This is a genomic window from Nocardia sp. NPDC005998 (assembly GCF_040614395.1).
GTDB lineage: Bacteria > Actinomycetota > Actinomycetes > Mycobacteriales > Mycobacteriaceae > Nocardia.
Map to the genome: position 1 here is coordinate 14909 of NZ_JBEXUI010000023.1, position 23770 is coordinate 38678.

Consider the following 23770-nt stretch of genomic DNA (forward strand, 5'->3'; position numbering starts at 1 on the left):
GTGGCGCGGCTGGACGATCACCCTGTCCCGAATCCACGAGGTGCTCGATCGGGTCGGAACGTCGAGCCGCCGGAGTCGGGCTCGAGGTCGGTGCGCAGTGCGGTGAGCGCGGAGTGCAAGCCGTGTGCGAGCGCGGTGATGGTCGCGGGATCCCACAGTGGTGCGGCGTAGCGGATCTCGCCGTAGATGCCGTCCGGTTCGCCGCGCGGCCCGACGGTCTCTCTGAGTTGGATCAGCATCTCGAATTCGGCTCGCTGGGGCGGCAATTCGCGCAGTCGGACCTCGATGTCCCCGGCGCGGCCCGCCACCGGGATGTCGCGGAAGAACGTGGTGACGATCTGGGGCAGCGGCCGGTCGGGTCCGGTGTGCGCGGAGATGGATCGCTCGAACGGATATCGCTTGTTCTCGTGGGCCTCCAGGACTCGATCGCGAACCTGGCCGATCAGATGCCTTGCGGTGGGTGCGGTGGTGCGGTCGGCACGGATCAGCACGACGTCGGCAGCGCAGCCGAGCATCGTGTCGAGTTCGGGACGATCGCGTCCGCTCAGCGCCGTGCCGATGACCAGATCGGGCCCGGCGCCCAGGTCGGTGAGCGCGTACACCAGGGCCGCGTGCAGGACGGCGTAGGTGGTCGCACCGCAGCGGCGGGCGGTGTCCAGCAGATCGGCGTGGGCATCCGCGTCGAGCGTGAAAGGCAGCGCCGCCGCCGGATATCCACCGGCGGACGTCCGCGGATGGTCGACCTCCAGCGGCGGGGTGTAGTCCAGTCCGGCCAGCGTGCCACGCCAGTACCGCGCTTGGGCGGACCGGTCGTCCGCGGGATCGCCGCCGTGGTCGCGCAGCCACCGGACGTAATCGGCGAACTGGACCGGAGGCGTCGGCCAGCTGGGCGCCCCTCCCTCGGCGCGCGCCAGGTAGGCGAATTCGAGTTCGCGCAGCAGCAGCGCCAGCGACTCGGCGTCGCCCGCGCAGTGATGCAGGACGACGAGCAGGACGTGATGCTCGGGTGTCACCCGGTACAGCCGCACCCGGATCGGTGCCTCGGTGAGCAGCGTGAAACCGCTGGCGATCTCCCGTTCCAGCGACCGGTTCAGGTCCTCGACGTCGGTGATCTCGCGGTAGTCGACGGCGTCCGGGTCGAATGCCGCGATCCGCTGGACCGGCCCGGCAGCGGTGAAAGGCAAAGTGGTCCGCAGTATCTCGTGCCTGCGCACCACATCGCCGACCGCCGACCGCACGCCCGCATGGTCGAGTGGCCCGATCAGATCCACGGCGGCGGGCATCAAATAGTCGGCCGCGCCCTCGCTGAGATAGTTGACCGACCATAGTCGCTGCTGGCTCGGCGCGAGCGGGACCGCGTCGTCCGACGGGGAGACGTTGCCGTCGCTCGCCCGATACGCGATGCCCACCGGTTCCCGGTCGACGGCGCCGAGATCACCGCCGCGCTCGGCGATGCGCCGTTCCAGCGCGGCGACGGTAGGTGCGTCGAGCAGGTCGCGCAGGCTCACGACGACGCCGAAGGTCCGGCTCGCGGACGCCGCGAGCCGGATGGCCGCCAGCGAGTTCCCGCCGATACGGAAGAAATCGTCTGCCAGGCCGACCCGCTGCTGCCCGATGGCATCGGCGAAAAGCCCGGCCAGGATCTGCTGGCGCGGTGTCCGCGGCGGATCCGCGGCCGCCGAGGTGGGCATAGTCAGCGCTCGGCGGTCGATCTTGCCGTTGACGGTCAGTGGCAGCGCCGGAATCTGCACGATCACGGCAGGCAGCAGATAGGCGGGCAAGACCCGTGCGAGCCGGGACCGCATGGTGGCGGTGTCGATCGGCTCGACGGCGACGACGTGGGCGACCAAGGTCTTGCCCGCCGCCATCCGATGCGCGGTGACGACCGCCGCGGTGACCCCGGGCATGGCGCGGATCGCGTGTTCGATCTCGCCAGGCTCCACGCGGATGCCGTTGACCTTGACCTGCCGGTCACCGCGGCCGAGGAACCGCAGCGTGCCGTCGGCGCCCCAGCTGCCCTGGTCGCCGGTGCGATACATCCGTGATCCCGGTGCGCCGAAGGGATTGGCGGTGAACGCCGTAGCGGTGCGGCCGGGCATCTGGTGGTATCCCCGCGCCAGGCCCGCGCCGGTCAGATAGATTTCGCCGACCATGCCCGATGGCACCGGGCGTAGCAACGCGTCGAGGACGAGTGTTTCGGTGTGGTCTACAGCTCGGCCCACCGGAATCGCCTCGTCGGGCGACGGTCCGGTCGGAATCGAGTAGGCGGTGGCGTACGCGGTCGCCTCGACCGGCCCGTAGATGTTGACGATGGAGATGCCGGGCGCCACTGCGCGCATCGCCCGCACGGTGTCGGGAGCCAGGATGTCACCGGCGCTCGACACCGTGCGCAGTCGCGCGAGGCTTTCCGGTATGTCGTCGACGAGCACCTGGAACAGCCCGGCCGCCAACAGCATCGCGGTGACCTCCCCCGCCCGCAGGACGTGCCGGAAATCCTCGGCCCCGAGCCGGTCCGGTGTCGCGACGACCGCGGTATGCCCCTGCAACAGCGGCATCCAGAGTTCCCAGACGACCATGTCCCAGGCATACGGCGAATGCATCAGCATCCGTGCGTATTCCGGGCCCGCGGCGATCCGGTCGATGGCGCGGGTCACCACCGCGCGGTGCGTGGCGAGCACGCCTTTCGGCGCGCCGGTCGACCCCGACGTGAACATCAGCCAGGCCGCCGCGTCGGCGGGCACCGTGTCGACCGGTGTGGCCAGGACCGGCCCGTCGGACCGCGCGACGGCGTGCACCAACGCGTTGTCGTCGAGGACGAGTTCGGCGCCGGTGTGTGCCAGCGTCCAGGCGACACGGTCGGGCGGATCCTGTTCGTGCAGCGGGACGCAGATCGCGCCGAGCCGCATCAGCGCCAGCGTCGCGACGACCAGCTCCGGGGTGCGCGGCAGCCGCACACCGACCGGTGTCCCCAGGCGGACACCGTGTCGAGAAGCGAGATGGTAGGCGAATCGTTCGGCGCGGACCGCCAATTCGCAGTAGGTGATGTGCTCCCCCTCGTACCAGAGCGCATTGCGTTCGGGGAACCTGCGCGCGACCGAATGGAAGACCTCCGCGATACCGCGATCGGTGGCGCCCGCCGGATCCTCGTGCGGGCTGCGCGACGCGCCGACGGCAAGCGCGGGCGCGAGCCGCCCGGCGGGTGTGTCCGCCGAGGACGCGGCGACCTCGTTCATGGCGGTCAGAAAGCGGCTGTGCAGACTCGCCAGTGCCGCGGCATCGCACCGGTCGGCGGTGGTGTCCAGATCGATGCGCGGCGGACCGTCGCCGAGGTAGACGCCGATGCCGAATGCCTCGGTGTATCCGGTGGATACCGGGATCAGTGTGGCGCGCACGTCGCCGAAATGGATGTCCGGGGGAATCGGCAGGATGTTGAGCATCGGGCCGGTGATCCGGTGGTCGCCGCCCGGTGAGGCGCCGTCGGCGAGCAGGTCGAATCGCCGATAGTGCTGGTGGCGCAGCACCGTTCGCAGCTCCGCCTGCGCCGCCCTGGCGAGCGCGGCGATGGACGCGCCCGGATCGACCTCGAGTCGTAGCCCGACGACGTTCGAGGTCATGCCGAGCGCGCGCCAGGATCGTTTGGCGGGCACCGGCAGACCGAGGACCACGGTCCGCGCACCCGAATCGGCGTGCAGCAAGAGCGCGGTGGTCGCGGCCAGCAGAGCGGGCCATTCGACGCCGAATCGTTCTGCGGCGCCGAGGAATTCTCGCCATTCGTCGTCGCCGGGACGGCCGGAGTGCCGGAGAGGTCCGTGCGCACCGGTGGCGACGGGCGGGTGGGCGAACATCGGAGCGTCGGGAAGCCCGGCCAACCGTCCGGACCAGAACGCGCGGTCGTCGGCGAACCGGCGGGAGGCGCGATACCGCTGATCCTGCTCGACGTAGCCGGCGACGGTATCGGCGACGTCCGGCGTGGGTTCGCCGGCGAGCAACGCGGAGTAGGCGCGGGCCACCGCGCGGATGAAAGCCAGCGACGCGCCGCCGTCGAAGACGAGGTGGTGGGCGCGGATGCCCCAGAGATGGCCCGCCGCACCGAGATCGAGCAGATGGTGATCGAAGAGCGGTGCGACGTCGAGGTCGAAGGCGGGCGGCGCGGCACGCAGGTACGCGAGCGCCGCCGCGACGGGATCGGATTCGTCACCGAAATCACCGCGGTGCAAGGACCATTCGGCACACTCCTCGACCACCTGCCGTGGTTCCGGACCGCCGGTGTCGAGCCGGACGCGCAAGGTCTCTGCGGCGGCGACGACACCGCGCAGCGCGCGTTCGAACAGGCCGGGATCGATGCGGCCGCGCAGGTGGACGTAACCGTCGATGAGGTAGCGATGATCGGATCCGTACAGGGTGGTGTAGGCCCAGATCTCCTGCTGCGCGACGGTCAGCGGGTAGTCGGTCCGGTGCTCCGGCATCTGCGTCATTTCACTCCGTTCGCGCCGTCGGCGGGCAGGGTCGCGAGCCGTTCGAGTTCGGCTTCCAGCCGGGTGATCGCCCGGCGCGACAGATCGTCGGCGAGCAGATCGCGGTGCCAGTTCAGTGCCACCGTCAGCTGTTCGCGCGGCCACACCGTCGCGGTGAGCGGGAACAGGGTGATCTCCCGCGACCGCAGGTCGGTCAGCACCAGGTCGCCCACCGTGATGGGGGTCGGCGCGATATCGACCGGATACGACTCGAAGACCAGCAGTGTGTCGAACCAGCCGCGCACAGGAACGCCTGCCGCGTCTTCGATCTCGGCAAGGCCGAGATGGTGATGGTCGAGCAGCGTCGCCTGTTCGGCTTGCACCGTGCGCAATCGCGCGCCGATAGGCTCGTCGCGGCGGCGGCGCACCCGCACCGGGACGGTATTGATGAACGAGCCGACCATGGCGTCGACGCCCGGGATGCTCGCGGGCCGCCCGGAGACCACCGTGCCGAACACGACATCATCGTTTCCGGTGAGATCCCCCAGCACCGACGCCCACGCGTACTGCAAGACGGTGTTCAGCGTGACGCCGCAGGCGGCGGCGAAGCGGGACAGCGCGGCGGTCCGCGCGACCGTCAGCGTCACGATGTGTTCGGCGTGGGACCGTGCCGGATCGCGCGGTGCGGCGCCCGGCGCGGCGACGAGGGTCGGCGCGGCGAGATCGTGCAGGGCATTCCGCCACGCCGCGGCGGCGGGTTCGCGGTCTTGCGCGGCCCGCCAGCGCAGGAACGTGGCGAATCCGTCGTCCGGCTCGCCGGGCGTGACCGCACCGAACGCAAAGGCGCTCAACAGGTTTCGCATCAGGATCGGCGCGGACCAGCCGTCGAGCAGGAGCCGATGGTTGGTCACCGACAGTACCCATCGGCGCTCCCCCGTCCGGATCAGCAGGAACCGGATGAGCGGCGGGGTCTCCAGGTCGAACGGGCGCACCTGTTCCTCGGCCAGGAGGTCGTCCAGGTCTGTGCCGCGCTCGCGTAGGTCGACTTCCCTGACCTCTATCGGCGCCGTCGCGATGACGAGCTGACGCCACTGACCACCACCGTCGCGGACGAAAGCGGCCCGCAGCGACGAGTGCCGGTCGACGACATGCTGGGCGGCGGCGTGCAGCCGTGCGATATCGGGGATTCCTATGCAGGTCAGCACCACCTGGAGGGTGTGGATCTCCGGGGCGCCGGGCGCCGAGGGTGCGAGTGCGGCGAACTTCTCCTGAATCGGTGTGAGGGCTCGGATATCGGACAACCGGCCGTAGCGGCGCTCCCACCGGTCGATCTCGGACTGGCGCAGACCGGCGGGCGCGAAATCCGAGGGTGTCCACCCGCCCGCTGCGGGATCGGTCGCGTGCCGTGCGAGAGCGCCCAGGACCGTCCCGAACAGGTCGGCGAAGGCGCGGACGCGGTCGGGCCCGATCAGGCTGCCGGGGAAGGAGAAGCCTGCGGTGAGCCGATCGCCGATCACCGCGGTGTCGATCGCGAGGGACGCGTCGGCGGGCAGTCCGGAGTCGACCGGATTCGGCGTGTTCGTGAGCGTGGCGGGCAGCCACGGGCCGTTCGCCGCGGAGATCGCGCCCAAATAGGTGAAGGACAGTTGCGTGGTCTCGGCGGGCAGGTCGGCGCCCGCGCCGAAGTAGCGAAGCAGTCCGTAGCCGACTCCGCCACCGGGCACCGAAAGCACTTGTTCCTTCACGGTTTTCACCGCATCCGCGAGGGCTGGTCCGCCCTCGATCGCGTCCGCGGTGTCGATTCCGTCCAGATCGAAGCGGCACGGGTAGGCGGCGGTGAACCAGCCGACCGTGCGGGAGAGATCGGCGCCTGGCACGAGATCGGTGTGCCTGCCGTGGGATTCCATCCGGAGGGGGACCACCGAGCCGTGATCGCCACGCCACGCGACCATCGCGACGGTCACCGCGGTCAGCAGGATGGTGTTGGTGTCCGTGCCGTAGCGCGGCGGCAATGCCGTCACGACGGCGGAGGTCGTCGCCTCGTCGAACTCGAGGACGATGCGCCGCAGCGTGGACGACACATCGATGCGCGGGTCGAGCGGACGATCGGTGAACAGCGGATCCGGCCCGCGCAGCAGCGCTCGCCACCGGTCGGCTTCGGCGAGATGCGCGGCGTTGTCGACCTTTTCGCGCAGCGCGTGCGCCCACCGTCGCACGGAGGTGCCACCGGCGGGCAGGCGCGGCGACCGGCCCGACTCGACCTGCGCCCACGCCGCGACGAAGTCCGGGATCAGGATGCGCCAGGAAACGCCGTCCACCGCGATGTGGTGGATCACCACAACGAGGAGTCCACCGCGTTCTCCCGCACCGCGATCGAGCCAGACACAGTGCAACACAGCACCGTTCGCCGCATCCAGGCGGCCGATCGCGGCTTCCGTCTCGCGCGCGAGGGTCGCCGCCACTTCGGCGTCGTCGGCGGCCGAGATGTCGACGCGGCTCAGCACCGAAGCCGGGTCGAACGATTCGGGGGCGTCGGCGAACAGCCGCCACTCGCCGCCCGCGTCGCGGTACAGCCGTGCACGCAACATGTCGTGCTGTTCGACCACTGCCCCGAGCACGCGCCGCAGCGTTATCGCGGTGATGCCCGCGGGCAAGTCCAGCACCATGTGCTGGGCGTACCGGTCGAACGGCACACCGCCGGATTCGGCGCGCTCGATCAGCGAGAGCACGGCCGGATTCGGCGGCATCTCCCCAACACCGGCACCCGGAAGTTCGGCGAGTACACGCCGCTCGGACGCTCCGGTGGCGGCGATCGAGGCCAGTCCGGCGACCGTGCGCTGTTCGAAGACCTGCGCGGGGGTGAAGTACACGCCCCGCGACTTCGCGCGGGAGACAAGGAGAATGGACATGACGCTGTCGCCGCCCATGGCGAAGAACGATTCGTCGACGCTGACCCGCTCCCGGCCGAGCACCTGCGCGAACACTTCGGCCACGGTCTGCTCCACCGGTGTCGACGGCGGACGGTGCGGCGTGTGCCGCGGCGCCGGTTCGGGCAACGCCGCCCGGTCCACCTTGCCCGCCGCCGTGGCGGGGAATGCGTCGAGCACAACGATGTCGTCGGGGATCATGGCCGCAGGCAGGGTAGAAGATAGATCAGTGCGTAGTGTGTCAGGGACGCAGACGGCTCCGGCTACCGGAACGACGTAGCCGAGAAGCCTGCCGTCGGAACGCAGCATCGCCACCGCCTGGGCGACCGTGACGCACGCCGAGAGCGCGGCCTCCACCTCGCCGAGTTCGATGCGCACGCCGTGGCGTTTGACCTGAAAATCGGCTCTGCCCTGGTATTCCAGCAGTTCGGTCGCCGCATTCCAGCGCACGATGTCGCCGGTGCGGTACAGCCTCGCGCCGGGCGCGAAGGGGTCGGCGACGAAGCGATCGGCCGTGCGCGCCGGATCGCCCTGATAGCACCGAGCCAGTTGCGCACCCGCGAGATACAGTTCTCCCGGCATGCCGTCGGGCACCGGACGTAGCCGGGAGTCGAGCACATACGCCCGGGTGTCGGACGCGACCGAGCCGATCGGGATCGCCGCCGAATCCCGCACGCTCACCGGATATCCCGTGACGGCGCCGGTGGCCTCGGTCGGCCCGTAGAGATTGTGCAGAAGCGCGGGGGTTGCCGCGCCGAACCGGTGTGCCAGTGCGGGCGTGAGGGTTTCGCCGATGGTCAGCACGCGACGAACGCAGGCCGGGAAGCCGGACACGACATTGAGGTGGCTGCTCAGGGTCGACGGCACGAATTGCAGGGTGGTCACCGCGTGCGCGGCGATCACCCTGGTCAGTTCGGCCGGGTCGGTGTGTGCGGACGGTGGTGCGATGGCCAGCTTCGCCCCGATGCTCATGGGCCAGAACAGCTCCCAGAGGGAGACGTCGAAGGTGACCGGCGTCTTCTGCAAGACGGTGTCGGTCTCGTCGAGGCCGAGGTGCTCGGTCATCCACCCCAGGTGCGCCACCACCGCCGCGTGCGGCACGGCGACGCCTTTGGGCACGCCGGTCGAGCCGGAGGTGAACATCAGATAGGCGAGATGGCCGGGCCGCAGTGGAGCGCGTCGCTCGGCATCGCGCACCGGGGTGCCGTCGTCTTTCTCGTCACCCGCTTCGTCGAGGTAGGCGACGGGTGCTGTCGCGCTGGCGAATCCGTCGGCCCGCGTGCTCAGCACCAGCAGCGGCCGAGCCACCGTCAGGATGCGCTCCAGCCGTTCGGCCGGGTGACCGGGTTCCAGCGGCAGATAGGCGCCGCCCGCCTTCAGCACGGCGTACACCGCGACGATGGCCTCCACTGAACGCGCCATCGCCACACCCACCACGGTGTCGGGGGCAACGCCGCGGCGGATCAGGCTGCGCGCCAGGCGATTCGCGCGGGTGTCCAGCTCACCGTAGGTGACCAGCTCCGCACCGTGCACCAGCGCGATCGCCTCGGGTGACCGGCGCGCGAAGAACTCGAAACCGGTCAGCGTGGTGGCGTGCGGGTCGCGTTCGCGTCGCGGGCCGCCACGGTGCAGGATGCGCGCTCGTTCCTCGCCGGTGGTGAGGTCGAAGCCGCCCACCGGTTCGGCAGGCTCCGCGACCAGACGGGTGAAAAACCTTGTGAACACCGGCAATTCGACCTCGGGAACACCGATCTGCCAGCCGTCCTCCTGGTGGACGGCGGTCGGGCACTCCCCCTCTGCCGCAGCGGGTTCACGCTGCCGCAGCAGCGACCCGACTTGTACCGTGACGGTGCGGAAGTTGTCCCGCGCCCCGACCGTCACGCGGATCTCGATGGCCTGCGTCCCGGATCGGTATCCGACGGCTACCTCGGCTGCGCCTGTGCGGCGATGCGTGTATACCGCCAGCCCGGCCAGCACGACCGCCGCTGTCCCGCCCCCGCTGCGCCGCGCCAGCGGACCGAGTCCCGGCGTCTGCTCCGGCGCGAACTCGGACGCGCTCACCTCACGGGTAAACATGAAATCCCCGTCCCGACTTGCGACCCAGATGGCCGTCCCTGACCAGACCCGCCAGCGAGTCCGGCACGCGGTAGCGGCCGTCGCCGGTGGCGTCCCGCAGGACGGCGAGCGTGTCGGCCACATTGTCGAGGCCGATTAGATCCGCGGTGCGCAACGGCCCCATCCGATGCCCCAGACAGCCCTCGAACAAGGCGTCCACCGTGGCTGCGTCGGTACCGGATTCGGTGATCGCGGCCGCCTCGGCGATGGCGAGCATGAGCACCCGATTGATGACGAATCCGGGACCGTCACCCACCACGATCCCGCGCTTGCCGAGTGCGGCGAGGAAATCGAGTGCGGTGGTGAGGGTGTCGGGCGCGGTGTCCGCGGTGGTGATCACCTCCACCGCTTCGGTCAGCGGCGCCGGATTCATGAAATGCAGCCCGAGCACGCGCTCCGGCCTTCCGGTGTGCGCGGCCATATCCGCGATGGGGATGGCGGAGGTGCCCGAGGCGAACAAGGCCGACTGCGGGCACGTCCGGTCGAGTTCGGCGAACACGGCGTACTTGAGTTCGACTCGCTCGGTGACGGATTCGATGACGATGGTGGCATCGCGCAGATCCTCGACGCGATCCGACCACCGGATGCGGTCGGTGATCTCGGTGAGCTCACCGGCGCGCGGAACCCGGCCGAGCAGCACGCTCGAACGCAGCGTCGCGCGGATGCTTCGTCGCGCGCGCTCGGCAGCCGCGGGGTCGGGGTCGATCACGGTCACGGGCATGCCTGCTTCGGCCGCGCACTGGGCGATGCCCGCGCCCATGGTGCCCGCGCCGACCACGCCGACCCGGTGCTGTGCGGTCACGGGTGGATCTCCTTTTCCTCGGCGAATGATTCGATGCCCGTGACGGTGTCGTGCACCGGCTCGTCCGGTCTGTCGAGCGCGGCCGCCGCCAGCGCGACGAGTTCGTCCGCGATGGCCTCGGCCGAGGACCGGTCGAACAGTTCGGTCGCGTAGTGCAGGTGCAGCGCCGCGGGGTGTCGCGTCCACGACAGGGCGAGTTCGGTCGCGGTGTCCAGCGCCGATGGCGTCGCGCCCGGCGTATGACCCAGGTACCGCAGGGGCGCTGCGCTTGCGCCCCTTGCCGGTTCCGGCGGGTTGTCACGCAGTCTTCGCCATGTCGTGCCCGGGCGAATCGTCACGATGCCCTCCCGATGCGCGCCCTCGGGAGAGTCGGGCAGGCCGACACGTAGCCGATCGCCACCGCTGTACCAGCCGAGCAGCACCCCGTAGGCATCGAACAGTGCGGCGTCGACGAGACGGGCGGCGTCGAGAGCAGTGTCGCGCACGGTCTCTGGCGTAGCGGTGCCGAACCGGTCCGGGTCCCCAAGGTCGAACCGCTCAGCACCGAGCCTTTCCAGATCGATTGCGCGCGTGATCGTTTCGTGGTGGTAGCTCGTGCTCGCGGTCCGCGGACGGTCGGTGGGGATCGACTCCGTCGCATCCGCGCCGCACTGTGCTCCGGCGATCAGCGCCTCGATCGGTGACGCGCCGGTGTCCGCCACCATCGCTGTCAGGATCTCCAGGAAGGCTTCGCCGATCGCGGCCACGGTCTGCGCGGTGAACAGCTCGGTGCTGAATTCGAGGCACGCGCCGATATCGCGCGGGACGTCGTCGGTGTATTCGAAGGTCACCAGCGTGAGGTCGAATTTCGCGGTGCCGGTGGGCAATCCGCCGAATTCGTTGCCCGCCGCGTGATCGAGGTCGAACAGCTCCGCGCCCGCTTCGTCGATCCGCTCCATCCGTGGCGTGACCTGGTGGATGTAGAGCACATCGAACAGCGGGGTCCGCGACAGGTCGCGCTGTTGCACCAGGGCGTTGACCACGCGGTCGAACGGGATCTCCTGGTGTTCGAGCGCACCGAAGACGACCGAGCGCACCCGGGTCAGCAGATCGGGCAACGCCGTATCGTCGGTGAAGTCGGCGCGCAGGGCGACCGTGCTGTTGAAATAGCCGATCAGATCCTGGAATTCGCGTCTGCCGCGTCCGGTGGTCGGCGTGCCGACGACGATGTCGCGCTGTCCGCTGTACCGCGCGAGGGTCAGATAGAACGCGCTGAGCAGGACGACGAACAACGAGACCGACTCGCGGCCCGCCAGCGTCCGCAGATCGGTGAGCAGCGCGGCCGGGATGGTGAACGGGTGCAGGTCGCCGACGTAGGTTTTGCGGGCGGGTCGCGGGAAATCGGTGGGCAGCCGTAGCGGTGGGGCGTCGGCGAGAGTGTCGCGCCAGTAGTCGAGTTCGTGGTCGAGCGACGAACTCGCCAGCAGCGCGCGATGCCAGGCCGCGTAGTCGCGGTAGCGAATGGGCAGCGCGGGCAGGCGGTGCGGTCGGCCTTCGCGCCGTGCGGCGTACAGCTCCGGCAGTTCGCGACCGAGGATCACCGGCGTCGCGCCGTCGGTGACGGCGTGATGGCAGGTCAATTGCAGGACATGGGTGTCCGGTCCCACGGTGATGACCAATACCCGCAGCAGGGCGTCCTCGGCCAGGTCGAACGGTTCCTTGGCGGCGGCGTGCACGAGGCCGCGGGCCGCGGCGAGCGGATCGGGTTCGGCCGAGACGTCGACGCGGCGGAAGTAGTCGTCCAGCCGTTCGCGGATGCGCAGCACCGCGACGCCGTCCACTTCGGCGAAGTTGTACCGCAGGGTCTCGTGGCGCTGGACGAGATCGTCGAAGGTGCCGTGCAGCGCGTCCAGGTCGATCGGTCCGCGCAACAGCTGCACGACCGGGTAGTTGTACAGCGTCGTGTGCGGATCGAACTGGTGGTGGAACCACATACGTTCCTGCCCCGAGGACATGACCGGTTCGTCGTGGGCGACCAGCGCCGGAACAGGCGCGCGCTCGGCACTGCCGACGCGCCCGCTCGCGAGAAGTTCCGCGAAATCGGCCACCCGCGGGCGCTCGTACACGTCCAGCAGTTTCGGCCGGAAACCGTAGGTCTCCTCGATCCGGTCCACCAGCTGGACCGCGATCAGCGAATTGCCGCCGAGGGCGAAATAGTCGGCGTCCTCGGCGATCTCGTCGTCGGTGTACAGCAGCTCGGCCAAGGTTCGGCGCAGCCAATCCACCGGATCGGAATAGTCCGGCGGTGCGGTGGGCGCGGCGGCCCGCGCGGGCGCGGGCGCGGTGGTGCGCGGCAGGTCGACCCAGCAGCGCGATTCGCGCATCGGATGCCCTGGCAGGCGGACCCGTCGAGCATCGACGGGTGCGATGGCCGTCCAGTCGAGGTCGACGCCGTATTCGTACAGCCGACCCAACAGCTCGTCCAGATCAGCGGTATCCGTCGTGGCGGAGATGATCTCGGCCTCGGGAATGGCCTCGGCGACGAGCGCGCCCAGCCTGCCGTCCCGGCTCGGTTCCACGAATACCACCGGACCGTCGGCCATGAGGGTGCGCACCGCGCTGAGCAGTCGGTCGCGGTCGATCGTGGGGGGTGCGTCGGCGAGCTCGGCCGAGTCGACCCGGTCGCGGGAGCCGAGCAGGTACCGGGCGGCGAATCGGGACGATCCCGCGCTCAGCAGCGCCGCGAGCGGGATGCCGCAGGCGGTGAGCCGCTCGTACACGGCAATCTGCCCGGCCAGCACCGTCGCTGTCGTACCCGTGGCGGGCAACTGGTCGGGCAATTCGATGTGCTGCGCGCACGACGACGCCTCGGCAGCGACCGGGACAGCGTCGGGAGACAACAGCAGCACAACGCGCGGCGCGGTCGGTGCACGATGGACGCCCACTGCGGCCTTGTCCAGCGTCTCGGCGAGTTCCTCTGTGTCGGAAGCGATCACCGCGGCACGATGGGTGTAGTGGTCGCGACCGAGCGCCAGCGTCGCGGCCACCTCGTCCAGCGATGCGGAGCCGGTGCGCACCGCCTCGGCGAGCCTCACACACAGCTCGCTCAGCGCCTCGGGCGTGCGCGCGGAAACGCCGATCAACCGGGCGCGGTGCGACGGCGGCGCGGCAGGGACGGGCGGGGCCTGCGACACCACGCAGTGCGCGATACTGCCACCCAGGCTGAACGAGCTGACTCCGGCGGCGCGCACCGCATCACCGGTCCACGGTCGGCTCTCGGTGAGCACTTCGATTCCGGCGGCCGCCAGATCGAATCCGCCCGTCGCACGGGTGAAGTGCAGTGACGGATACAGCTGCGCCTCCGACACGCTCAGCACCGCCTTCACCAAACCCGCGATGCCCGAGGCGTGGTCGAGATGACCGATGTTCGTCTTCACCGAGCCGATCGGCAGCCCGGGACCGTCGCCGAAGACGGTGGTGATCGATTCCAGTTCCACCGCGTCACCGAGCCGGGTGCCCGACCCGTGGGTTTCGAGGTAGCCCGCCGCGCGCGGGTCCAGTCCGGCCGTTTCCCACGCTTTCCTGATCACGGCACTCTGGGCGGTAGCACTCGGTGTACTGATGGTGGCGGCGGCCGCTCCGTTGTGCTGGGTCGCACTGCCGCGGATCACCGCGTGGATCGCAGCGCCGTCGGCCAGCGCCCGGCCCACCGTGGTGAGCAGCAGAATCGCACCGCCTTCCCCGTTCACCGTGCCGTCGGCGTCGGCGTCGAAGGCGCGGCAGACACCGCTGGGTGACATGATCTCGGAGAAGGTCGACCCACCCCAGGACGGGGAGCCGTGCACCCGCACGGTCACACCTCCGGCCAGCGCGTAATCGGCGTCGCCGCTGCGCAATTCGCGGCATGCCTGGTGCACCGCGACGAGTGCGCTGTTGCATCCGCTGTCGATACCGAAGCAGGCGCCGGTGAACCCGAACCGATGCGCGATTCGCGCCGGGCCCGCGAAGGTGGCATTGCCGAGCAGGCTCAACGGCCCCGGATCCACCGCGGCGGAGTGATAGCTCGACTGCGCGGCGCTGAGCGCGACGGCGGTGACCGAGCGGGCCAGCCGGTCGGTGGTGTACCCGGCGTCCTCGATCGCGCGCTGGGCCAGCATGAGGGCGAGCCGCTGCTGCGGATCCATGACGCACGCTTCCCGGCGGGAGAGGTCGAAGAAGCGGTAGTCGAAGCCGTCGATCTCGGCGAGGTGCCCCATGGGCAGGTAGGTGACAGTGTCGTCCAAGCCGGTGGCCGCGACCCGTCCGGGCGGCATCGGTCCCACCGAATCGCGCCCGGCGGCCAGGTTGGCCCGAAATTCCGCGAGGTCGGCGGCCTCCGGGAAACGCGCGCCGATGCCGACGATGGCGATGTCGGTGTTCCGCGCGAAGGCGCGGTCAGGGGTGCCGGGGTCCGGCAAGGTGTGCTCCTGAGAGGTCACAGCTCGAAGGCTCGAGTGGAGACGGGTAGGGAAGATTCGATGGACTCCGCGGCGGTGCCTGCGCCCGCAGCGATCGCGTCGGCCTGGTCGCGGACCGTGCGGAGGTCGAACAGCTGACCGACGCGAACCGCACCCGGCCGCCACTGCTCCATCAGCAGATGCAGCACGACTACCCGGTGCGAGTTGCCGCCGACCTCGAAGAACGACTCGTCGACGTCGAAATCGTCGTGTTCGAGTGCGGCGGACCATATTTCGGCGATCTCGCGCTGCTCGGGCGTCCAGTCGTGGCGCGACGGACCCGACAGGGGCGGGTCGTCGGCCCGAGCCAGCAGGACGGCTTCGTCGAGTTTGCCCGCCGTGGCGATGGGAATCGTGTCGATCGGCACGAACCGGCTCGGCACCTCCATCGGCGACACCCGTTCGGCACAGTGCCGAACCAGTTCACGACGTCCGGGAGGTGCGGTGGCGTCGGCGGGCACGATGAACGCGACGAGTTCATCGATCTCGTCGCGACCTCTGCGGATCACCGTCACCGCGTGTGCGACCCTGGGATGGGTCTCCAGCACCGCCTCCACCGCTTGGCGTTCTACGCGCGCGCCGCGGATCTGCACCTGCCCGTCGGCACGGCCGAGGAAGTCGATGTCGCCCGCGACGGTGAGCCGCGCGAGATCGCCGGTGCGATACATCCGCGCGCCGGGTTCGACGGCGAACGGGTCGGCGACGAAACGGGTGGCGGTGAGCCCGGGACGGGCGGCGTAGCCGAGGGTGATCTGATCACCGCCGAGATACAGTTCGCCTGTGCCGCCGTCGATTACGGCCGTCAGCTTCGGTCCGAGCACCTGCGCCGTATTGCCCGGCAGCGGTTTGCCGATCGGCACCGCCGCGGTCTCGGTGACGACGTGCCACACGCAGGTCACGGTCGCCTCGGTGGGTCCGTACTCGTTCATCAGCACGGTGTCCGGGAGCAGGTCGCGATGCCGCGCGGCCAGTGACGCGGACAGCGCCTCTCCGGCGAGGGCGACCACCGTCGGCGGGGTGGGCGCCTCGGCAAGCCGGGGCAGCAGCAGCCGGTAGTAGGACGGTGTGGCGACGAGATGACTGACCCGGTACCGGGCCGCGAGCGCGCCGACCGCCGCCGCGTCGGGGAGTTCCCGATGGGTCGGCACCACCACCGTGCCGCCCCGGGTGAGCGCCCAGGGACCGAACAGCAGTGCGGCGTCCGCGGTGAGCGGACAGGTCGACAACGTGACCAATTCTCCATCGGTGCACGGATAGTCGCGTCCGGAGATCATTGCGGCGAGATTGCCGCGGCTGACCACGACGGCTTTGGGGGCGCCGGTCGATCCGGAGGTGGTGATCACGTAAGCGGGCGCTGACGCTGGTGGTGGTGCGGGCAACGGGCCGCTCGGTGAGGTCGTGCCCAGTGCGACCAGAGCGGGTCGATTCGCCGCGGGCGCGAGCAGGGTTTCCACTTCGTCGATCGACGTCCGAGTTGCGTGCTCGTCGAAAACGACCGCGGTGCAAGGTATGTCGTCGATCAAGGCACTCAGCTGCGCCCCCGACCGACCGGGCTCGACCAGGCACCAGGCTGCTCCGGCGCGCAGCGCGGCCAGCATCGCCACGACCGTCCACGCGTCCTGCCGCAAAAGACACAGCACCACCTCGCCGGGACGCACCCCGCCACGGACCAGTCGTCCGGCGAGATCCGCTGTGCGGGTGTCGAGTTCGCGATAGGTGAGGGTGTCGTCGCCGGAGATCAGCGCGATCCGGTCCGGGAACTGCTCGACTCGGCACAGCAGACCGGTGATCAGATCACCCGTCGGCGTCGGCGCATCCGCCGACCGCACGAGCACATGGGCGGTGTTCGGCACCGCGGTCCGTCCGTCGTGGCCGAGCAGCACGCGCTCGGAACCCGGTTCCAGCACGGCGAATCCGGCGAAGCGCAGCGTGACGAGCATGACCCGGTTCACCTCGGTCGACACGAACTCCGCGACGCAGCGCTGACCGCGTGCGCTCGCGCGGTCGATCAGATGTGACAGCAGCGCGCCGCCGACCCCGCGCGACATCACCCGGCAGGACATGAGCATCAGCAACAGCACCGAATCCGAGCCACGGAACTCGGTGACCGTGAGCCCTATCGCACCGTACTCACCGAACCGGTCCCGCAGGGTCGCGATCAGCACCTCGTGCGTGGCGGAGGCGCTCAGCGCGCGCAATTGCTCGATGTCGAAGGTGCGGCCGGTGGTGTTGAGCTGATGGGTGCGCACCGTGAGTTCGTGCGCGCGTTTGAGATCCGCCTCGCGCGCCCGTCGCACGGTCAGCACCAGGCCGAGTCCGAGCAGGAATTCGGTGGTCGACCCGGCGAAGGACTGCTCGCTGGTGCGTCGAAGTGCTTCGGCGCGATAGCGTTTCCTGCGTTCGCGCGCATCCGGGGTGATCACCGCCGGGCTGAACTCCGCCAGATCGGGCAGTCCCGCCAGATCCTCGGCGGCATAGCAGCGGACCTGCGGCAGCTCGGCGGATACCTCGGCGCGTTCGACCGGATCGTTGTCGACGAAGGCGATGGCGTCCAGCCCGATGTTCAGCGTCTCCGCGATCCTGCGCACGGCGTCAGATTTGGCGTCCCAGCCGATCTGCGTCGCACAGAACATCTCTTCGAGCCCATGCGCCGACAGATGCGCCAGCGCCGGAGCAGGCTCACCGCGGCTGGCGATCGCGTGCACGATCCCGCGTTCGTCGAGCAGCCGCAGCGCCCTGCGGGCTTCCGGACGAGGCGCGGCTGCATCGCCCTCCAGCACGACACCGTCCCACAGGGTGTCGTCCAGATCCCAGACCAGACATTTCACGACCGCGTTCACGACGGCATCCCTTCGAGATCGCGATCCGGCAGCCGTCGCAGCAGGCTGGTGCTCCAGGCCGCGACCGGGCTGCTGTTCAGCAGCAGAACGTGATCCCCTGGCGCGCGAGTCCGCGCCGCGAGGTCGAGGTTGACGAGCATGTCCACCGATCCGAGGTGCCCGAACGCGGCGAGATTGTGCTGACAGGCCGGATCGACGCCGATGCCGAGCGCCTCCTCCCAGAAAGCGAACGCACCGGCCGAAAGATTCTGCATCAGGACCGAACCCATGTCGTCGAGGCGTAATCCGTTGCGGGACAACACCTCGGTGTTCAGCGCCGTGAGACGTTTGCGACTCTCGACCGCGAGCCGGAAGCTGTAGGCGGCCTCGTCGGCGCAGGTCTCACGCCACTGCCGCCACAGCACGTCGCGGTAATCGATCCGGAACAGGTCCGCGTAGCGGCCGTCGCTGCACACCTGGTGATCGACCAGCTGGTACGGGCCGCCGCGCCCGGTGCTGAGCAACACGGCGGCGGCTCCGTCACCCAGGATCGTCATCGGCGCGCGGTAGCGGAATCGCGTCGGCGCGGTCGCCGCGGCCACGACGAGCACTGTGCGGCACCGTTCGTCGCCGCGGAGCAGTGCCGCCGCCAGCGTGAACGCGGCCGAGATCGACACGCACCCGAGCTCACCGACCCCGGCGACAAACGCGCGATCCGCGCCGAGCCGCTGCTGAAGACGGGTGGCCTCGGAGGCGAGCAGGTAACGCGGTGCGCGCCCGCCGACGACCAGCATGGCGTCGAGCTCCTCCGCCGCCAACCCCGCGCGATCGAGAGCGTCGCGCGCCGCCTCAGTCGCAAGGTCGTGTTCGGCGTCGTCCTCGGCACAGCGGACGCCGTCGATGCCGAGGGAAAGTGCGTGCGCACGACGAGCGGGCGACAGTTCCGACAGCTCAGCGAGATCGGCTACGGCGATAGAGGATTCGGGAAACGCGGTCGACACCGGACCGACGCAGATCGAAGGCATCGACATCACCTCCCGGCCGCGACGCGTGATTCACCGACGGACCGCAGCACGAACTCCCCCAGATCCTGTTCGGCGACCTCGCGGGCGCCCTCGATGATCTGCATGATCTTGGCGTCACGGTAGAAGCGGCCCGCCCGGCTGCCAGGAGCACAGCCTGCGGCTCCCAGGATCTGCACCGCGCGCTCACTGGCAGCTGCGGCAGCCGCTGCGGCAGCGTACTTCGCGCCGATGGTGGTGAGCTGCGCCGTCGGTTCGCGATCGATGCGGTCGCGAGCCGCGCGGGCGCACAGTGCTTCCGCGGCCTCCACATCCAGCCAGCTGCGCCCGAGCATGGCGCGCACCGCTTGGTGGTCGGCGAGCCGGACACCGCTCTGCATCCGGTCGTGCGCGTGTGCCGCGGCATCGGTCAGGCACGCCCGCGCCATCCCGGCGCAGCCCCACGCGATCGTGTACCTGCCGTGGTCGAGTGCGGTTCCCAGCACGTGCGACAGGCCGAAACCCGGACGGGCGAGGATATTTTCGGCGGGCACCCGCGCCGCGTCGAATGTCAGGTGCGCGATGCGCGCACCGCGCATACCCAGCTGATCGGTCACCGGTTCCACGTCCACGCCGGGCTGACCGGTCTCTACCAGCGCGGCGACCGGGCCGGCCTCGGAACATCCCGTCACCAGCACGACATCGGCAAGCGCCCCGAACGTGACCCACATCTTGCGCCCCGACATGCGGCGCTCGGGCCCCGTACCGGTGAACCACGTGGTGATTCCCGAAAGGTCGCTGCCCGCACCCGCTTCCGTGGCCGCCAGACCCGCGACCAGCTCACCACCCGTCAACGCGGGCAGCCAGGTCGCGCGCTGCTCGGCGGTGCCCCAGCGATCGACGGTCGCGGCGACCATGCCCTGCACCGTGAACAGCGAGCGCAGCGACGTGCACACCGCGCCGAGGTCGGCGGCCACCCGGCCGGTGGCCAGCGCGTCCGCGCCACGGCCACCGTAGCGCCTCGGCCGGTCCATGCCGACCACGCCCGCCTGCGCGGCGGCGGTGACCATCTCGCGCGGTATGCCCTTGCTGTCCCACTCGGCCGCGGCCGCATCGGCGTTGTGTAGCAATACCTCTAGTTGCAGCAACGCTTCTGGTTGCAGCAATGCCTCTAGGTCGCTCACCTGCTCGTACCGCCGTCGACGGCGGTCCCGCACTTGCGGGTGACGAAGGCGGCGGCCCGCCGCGCCGTCCGGAAATTGTCCAGATCCAGGTCGTCGATGTCGATCTCGAAGTCGAAGGTGCGCTCGAGATACGCGACGATCTCCAGGGCGCGCAGCGAATTCACCAGGCCCATAACGAAATAGTCGTCGTCCGGCCCGAGCCGGGTCGCCGTGACCACGCTGAAATGCTGTACAAGCCGCTCCACCAGCTCCGGATGTGGTGGGATGCCTTCGTCGCTCATCTGTTGCCCGTCCTCGCCGGGTATCACCGCCGGATACCCGGTCGGAAAAGCTACCGGCTGGAGGTACGCCGCGAATGCCCCCAATTCGTCTGCCACCGGCGCACCGGGATCGGTTGTGCTGCCGCGCGTGCACACTCGATGGCACATAGCGAGACTTGCGGCCCCCGCCACTGGCCGGACAGATCAACTGGAAGACAACCCAGCAGGGTCTCAGTCGGACCCAGAGTCACGACCAGCGCGGGAACATGCATCATCAATGTCGGACCCCCGGTGAACCCGGCCCCCTCTGGTGGTACGAGCGGGGCTCCGCTCCGTGATCTGTTGGAATGCGACACACCCACCACCTCGGAGGTTCCCATGACCAAGCCCCTGATCGTCATCACCGGAGCCAGCTCCGGCATCGGCGCCGCCACCGCCCGACTGCTCTCCTCACAGGGGCATCCGCTGCTGCTGCTCGCCCGACGGCTCGACAAGCTGAAGGAACTCGCCCTGCCGAACACGCTGTGCCGCAAGGTAGACGTCACCGACCGCGGCGCCGTCGAGGATGCCGTGCGCGAGGCGGAGCAGCGGTTCGGCCCGGCCGACGCGATCGTCAACAACGCCGGAGCCATGCTGCTGGGCCGCATCGCCGACCAGCCGGTCGACGAGTGGGAACGGATGATCGACCTCAACATCAAGGGTGTCCTCTATGGCACCCGGGCGGTGCTGCCCGGCATGATCGCCCGGGGCACCGGCACCGGCACGATCATCAATGTCAGCTCCATCGCCGGACGCAAGACCTTCCCCAACCACACCGCGTACGTGGGGACCAAGTTCGCGGTCCACGCCATGTCGGAGAACCTGCGCGAGGAGGTTGCCTCCTCGGGCGTGCGCGTGGTGACCATCGCTCCCGGCGCAGTGGAGACCGAACTGCTATCCCACACCAGCGACGAGCAGATCAAGACCGACTACGAGGCGTGGAAGAAGTCCGCTGGCGGCGCACTGGCCCCACAAGCCGTGGCCGAGGCCATCGCCTACGCCTACCAGCAGCCGCCCAACGTCACCGTCCGCGAGATCGTCCTCGCCGCCACCGGCCAGGAAGCCTGAACCAAACCAAGCCGCTGCGCCAAGAAGGACTTTTCTCGTCACTGGCCCGCACGGGCGGTTACGTCGCCGGACGTCTGCTCATCGGCATGAGCGCGCCTTCGCGAGATCAACTGCTGGCCAACGTTTATCCCCGATTGAACGCGCGGATCGCAGCATTACCGGCTTTACGTGTCGACGCTGGGCGGTGACGGTCCGTTGAGCAAGTGGAGGTCTCCGTGAACGGGCGCGGGGCGAGGTCGAACTCCGTCGAGCCCGGCCAACGCTCGTCGGCTTCGGCGGCGGCCCGTGGCAGGCAACAACTCTCAGGATGACACTCCGTAACAGGTGGCGATCTCGGCGGCGCGGTTGCGCAGTGCGGTGCGCAACCACTGTGGGGCCAGTGCTTCCGCGTTCGTGGCAAGCTGCCACAGCGCCCATTCGGCGTGTCTCGGATCTTGGAAGGTCACCTCCAGCCGCAGCCAGCCGTCGGCGTCGACTTCTTCGGCACGGACGGCCAGCGCGGTGCCCACCAGTTCCTCCCGCCGTGCGGGGTTCACCCGTACCAGCACCGCGACTTGGTCGCCGCCGGTCCGAAACTGCGTGCTGCGTTCCTGCCAGGCCCGGTCCAGATCGACCCGGTCCGGTCGCTGTGCGGGTTCAGGGAGTTCCTCGGCGGCCAAGACCCGGGACAGTCGGTAGGTGCGGTCCGCGCCGGACCTCGTGGCCAGCAAGTAGCCCTGGTCGCGAACGGTGACCAGGCCGATCGGGTCCACCGTGCGCCACTTCGGGGTCTGGTCCACCGCCGCGTAGTGGATGCGCAGCTTGTGTCCGGCGAACACCGCACGCCGGACCTCGGTCGCAATGGTGTCGGGCACCTCCTCACCGAACAGTCGGCGCGAGAACAGGTCGGTCTCGGGGTCGATGAGCAACCGCTGGGCCGCGCCGGTCGCGGTGGCCCGATAGCTTTCGGGTAGCGCGTCGACCACCTTGCGCATGGCCGAAGCGAGCGCCGAGCCGAGGCCGAATGCCTGTGCGCCGCGCCGTGATCCGGCGACCAGCAGGGCAAGTGCCTCGTCGTGATTCAGTCCGGTGAGCTCGGTCTGGAAACCGGGCAACAATGCGAAACCGCCGTGCCGGCCGCGTTCGGCGTAGACCGGGACGCCGGCAGCGGACAGCGCCTCGATGTCGCGCAGCACGGTGCGGGTGGATACCTCCAGCTCGCGGGCCAGCGCCGCCGCAGACATCCGACCGTGCTGGCGCAGCAGCAGCACCAGCGAGACCAACCGGTCCGCGCGCATATGGAACCTTTGCAGAAATACACGACACAGGATGTCGTAATTCGTTGGGAGCCTTATCAGTATGACGAACAAGAGAGTGGCCACTGAGCCGAACGACCTGGGCAGGTACTTCATCGAGCGCGCCAACGCGGGCGACGTCGACGGGCTGGTGGCGTTGTACGAGCCGAACGCCGTGCTGGCGTTCCCACCGGGCAACCTCGCGACCGGACATGCGGAGATCCGCAAGGTGTACGAGCAGTTCGTCGCGGCCGCGCCGGTGCTGTCGCCGGGTAGGCAGCATCCAGCGCTGGTGAGCGGCGACCTGGCGCTGACAGCGTCCACGCTGACCACCGGCGAGATGACCGTCGAGATCGCCCGTCGCCAGCCGGACGGGTCGTGGCTATGGGCGGTGGACCAGCCAGCACTTGTGCCGTAGCGGGGCGGCGGTGGGCCGGCGTGACCGCGCCCACCGCCGCGCAGCGCCGTGTGGACGTGCGGCGCGCCGCGCCGGTATCGGCGAGCGCCTCGGACATAGACTTCGCGTTCCGCCACGCCACCGAGCCGGTCGGGTGCTGCGATGAGGCGCATCGCGACGATCGGTGCCTACGGCCGGAGCCTCAACAGAATTGCGGCCGATCTTCGCCGGCGGGCAGACCAACTCGAAAACCGCTGACCTGGCCGCACTCAACTCGGCAATCGTGTTGCGTCTGCGGCAGCAGCGGCCGACGTGATTCCGCTTCCGGGCTGTTCTATCTGGGTCAGCTGGTCATTTTCGGCCGTAGGGCATCGAGCATGAGGTCGAGTACCCGCTCGGTTTGCTCTGCAGAATCGCCCGCCGTGGTGAGCAGAATTCCGAGGAGCATCACCGTGATGTCCTCCGGTTCGACATCGCCACGCAGTGAGCCGGCTTCGGCTCCACGGGCCAGGATTGTGGCAATGGCTGCGGTGATGCGCTCCCGGGTTGCCGGTACCGCGATCCGGCCCGAGGCCCAACCGGCGCGAAGGGTGTCGGCCATGCCGCGCTTGGTCGCGACGAAGGCGGCGTATTTCCCCATCCACGCACGCAGCGCCGCATCCGGGGGCCGCTGCTGCAGCAGGAGCGCGACGCTGTCGGTGACATCGTCGAGTTCGGCGGCGTACACGGCTTCGGCCAGGGCTTCCCGGGTGGGGAAATGGCGATACAGGGTGCCGATGCCGACACCGGCGTCGTGAGCGATGCCCTCCAATGTCGCGGTCTCGCCGGCATCGGCGAATGCGGCCCTGGCAACCTCGACGAGTCTGTTGCGATTGCGCTGTGCGTCGGCACGGGGGGCGCGAGGCTTGTTCCCAGGGGACGTCGGATCGACAGAACTCAATTCGGAGGCACCTCC

Annotated in this window: 12 protein-coding genes; 2 read left to right on the forward strand and 10 right to left on the reverse strand. The window is 69.6% G+C overall.

Annotation, left to right across the window (positions count from 1 at the left end; genetic code table 11):
* Positions 1–17 precede the first annotated feature (17 nt).
* From ABZ293_RS26675 to ABZ293_RS26710, 8 genes are read right to left on the reverse strand one after another with little or no spacing between them, the layout of a single operon-like run.
* The gene (locus tag ABZ293_RS26675) at positions 18–4475 is read right to left on the reverse strand and encodes an amino acid adenylation domain-containing protein (RefSeq protein ID WP_355184956.1); all 4458 of its coding nucleotides are present in this window, start codon (positions 4473–4475) and stop codon (positions 18–20) included.
* A complete protein-coding gene (locus tag ABZ293_RS26680; protein WP_355184958.1) occupies positions 4472–9457 on the reverse strand; it encodes an amino acid adenylation domain-containing protein in 4986 nt (1661 codons plus the stop codon). The genes ABZ293_RS26675 and ABZ293_RS26680 overlap by 4 nt, the downstream gene beginning before the upstream one ends.
* Entirely contained in the window at positions 9444–10298 is an 855-nt protein-coding gene (locus tag ABZ293_RS26685) for a 3-hydroxyacyl-CoA dehydrogenase family protein (protein WP_355184960.1), read from the reverse strand. Before ABZ293_RS26685 ends, ABZ293_RS26680 begins: the two co-directional genes overlap by 14 nt.
* Entirely contained in the window at positions 10295–14755 is a 4461-nt protein-coding gene (locus ABZ293_RS26690) for a condensation domain-containing protein (RefSeq protein ID WP_355184962.1), read from the reverse strand. The genes ABZ293_RS26685 and ABZ293_RS26690 overlap by 4 nt, the downstream gene beginning before the upstream one ends.
* Positions 14752–17613: an HAD-IIIC family phosphatase gene (locus ABZ293_RS26695; protein WP_355184964.1), complete on the reverse strand. Its 2862-nt coding sequence runs from the start codon at positions 17611–17613 to the stop codon at positions 14752–14754. The genes ABZ293_RS26690 and ABZ293_RS26695 overlap by 4 nt, the downstream gene beginning before the upstream one ends.
* Complete coding sequence (locus ABZ293_RS26700) at positions 17610–18617, reverse strand: 3-oxoacyl-ACP synthase (RefSeq protein ID WP_355184966.1); 1008 nt, start codon at positions 18615–18617, stop codon at positions 17610–17612. Before ABZ293_RS26700 ends, ABZ293_RS26695 begins: the two co-directional genes overlap by 4 nt.
* A gap of 5 nt (positions 18618–18622) precedes the next feature.
* Entirely contained in the window at positions 18623–19777 is a 1155-nt protein-coding gene (locus ABZ293_RS26705) for an acyl-CoA dehydrogenase family protein (RefSeq protein WP_355184967.1), read from the reverse strand.
* Entirely contained in the window at positions 19774–20154 is a 381-nt protein-coding gene (locus ABZ293_RS26710; protein ID WP_355184969.1) for an acyl carrier protein, read from the reverse strand. The genes ABZ293_RS26705 and ABZ293_RS26710 overlap by 4 nt, the downstream gene beginning before the upstream one ends.
* Before the next feature lie 261 nt (positions 20155–20415).
* Here ABZ293_RS26710 and ABZ293_RS26715 point away from each other — a divergent pair, with 261 nt between their 5' ends.
* On the forward strand, positions 20416–21144 hold the full coding sequence (locus ABZ293_RS26715) for an SDR family oxidoreductase (RefSeq protein WP_355184971.1): 729 nt from the start codon (positions 20416–20418) through the stop codon (positions 21142–21144).
* A gap of 302 nt (positions 21145–21446) precedes the next feature.
* Here ABZ293_RS26715 and ABZ293_RS26720 read toward each other — a convergent pair whose 3' ends face one another.
* Positions 21447–22421, reverse strand: a complete 975-nt coding sequence (locus tag ABZ293_RS26720; RefSeq protein WP_355184973.1) for a WYL domain-containing protein — start codon at positions 22419–22421, stop codon at positions 21447–21449.
* A gap of 61 nt (positions 22422–22482) precedes the next feature.
* On the opposite strand from ABZ293_RS26720, the gene ABZ293_RS26725 reads away from it, so the two are divergent.
* The gene (locus ABZ293_RS26725) at positions 22483–22836 is read left to right on the forward strand and encodes a nuclear transport factor 2 family protein (protein ID WP_355184975.1); all 354 of its coding nucleotides are present in this window, start codon (positions 22483–22485) and stop codon (positions 22834–22836) included.
* A gap of 322 nt (positions 22837–23158) precedes the next feature.
* On the opposite strand, the gene ABZ293_RS26730 is transcribed toward ABZ293_RS26725, so the two are convergent.
* Positions 23159–23755 (reverse strand): TetR/AcrR family transcriptional regulator, encoded by a 597-nt coding sequence (locus tag ABZ293_RS26730; protein WP_355184977.1) that lies wholly within the window; start codon positions 23753–23755, stop codon positions 23159–23161.
* Positions 23756–23770: the final 15 nt, after the last annotated feature.

Excerpts from the sequence above, each read along its gene's own strand:
- ABZ293_RS26675 (WP_355184956.1), bottom strand. The coding sequence starts at position 4,475 with ATGACGCAGATGCCGGAGCACCGGACCGACTACCCGCTGACCGTCGCG.
- ABZ293_RS26680 (WP_355184958.1), bottom strand. The coding sequence starts at position 9,457 with ATGTTTACCCGTGAGGTGAGCGCGTCCGAGTTCGCGCCGGAGCAGACG.
- ABZ293_RS26700 (WP_355184966.1), bottom strand. The coding sequence starts at position 18,617 with ATGCCTTCGATCTGCGTCGGTCCGGTGTCGACCGCGTTTCCCGAATCC.
- ABZ293_RS26715 (WP_355184971.1), top strand. The coding sequence starts at position 20,416 with ATGACCAAGCCCCTGATCGTCATCACCGGAGCCAGCTCCGGCATCGGC.
- ABZ293_RS26720 (WP_355184973.1), bottom strand. The coding sequence starts at position 22,421 with ATGCGCGCGGACCGGTTGGTCTCGCTGGTGCTGCTGCTGCGCCAGCAC.
- ABZ293_RS26725 (WP_355184975.1), top strand. The coding sequence starts at position 22,483 with ATGACGAACAAGAGAGTGGCCACTGAGCCGAACGACCTGGGCAGGTAC.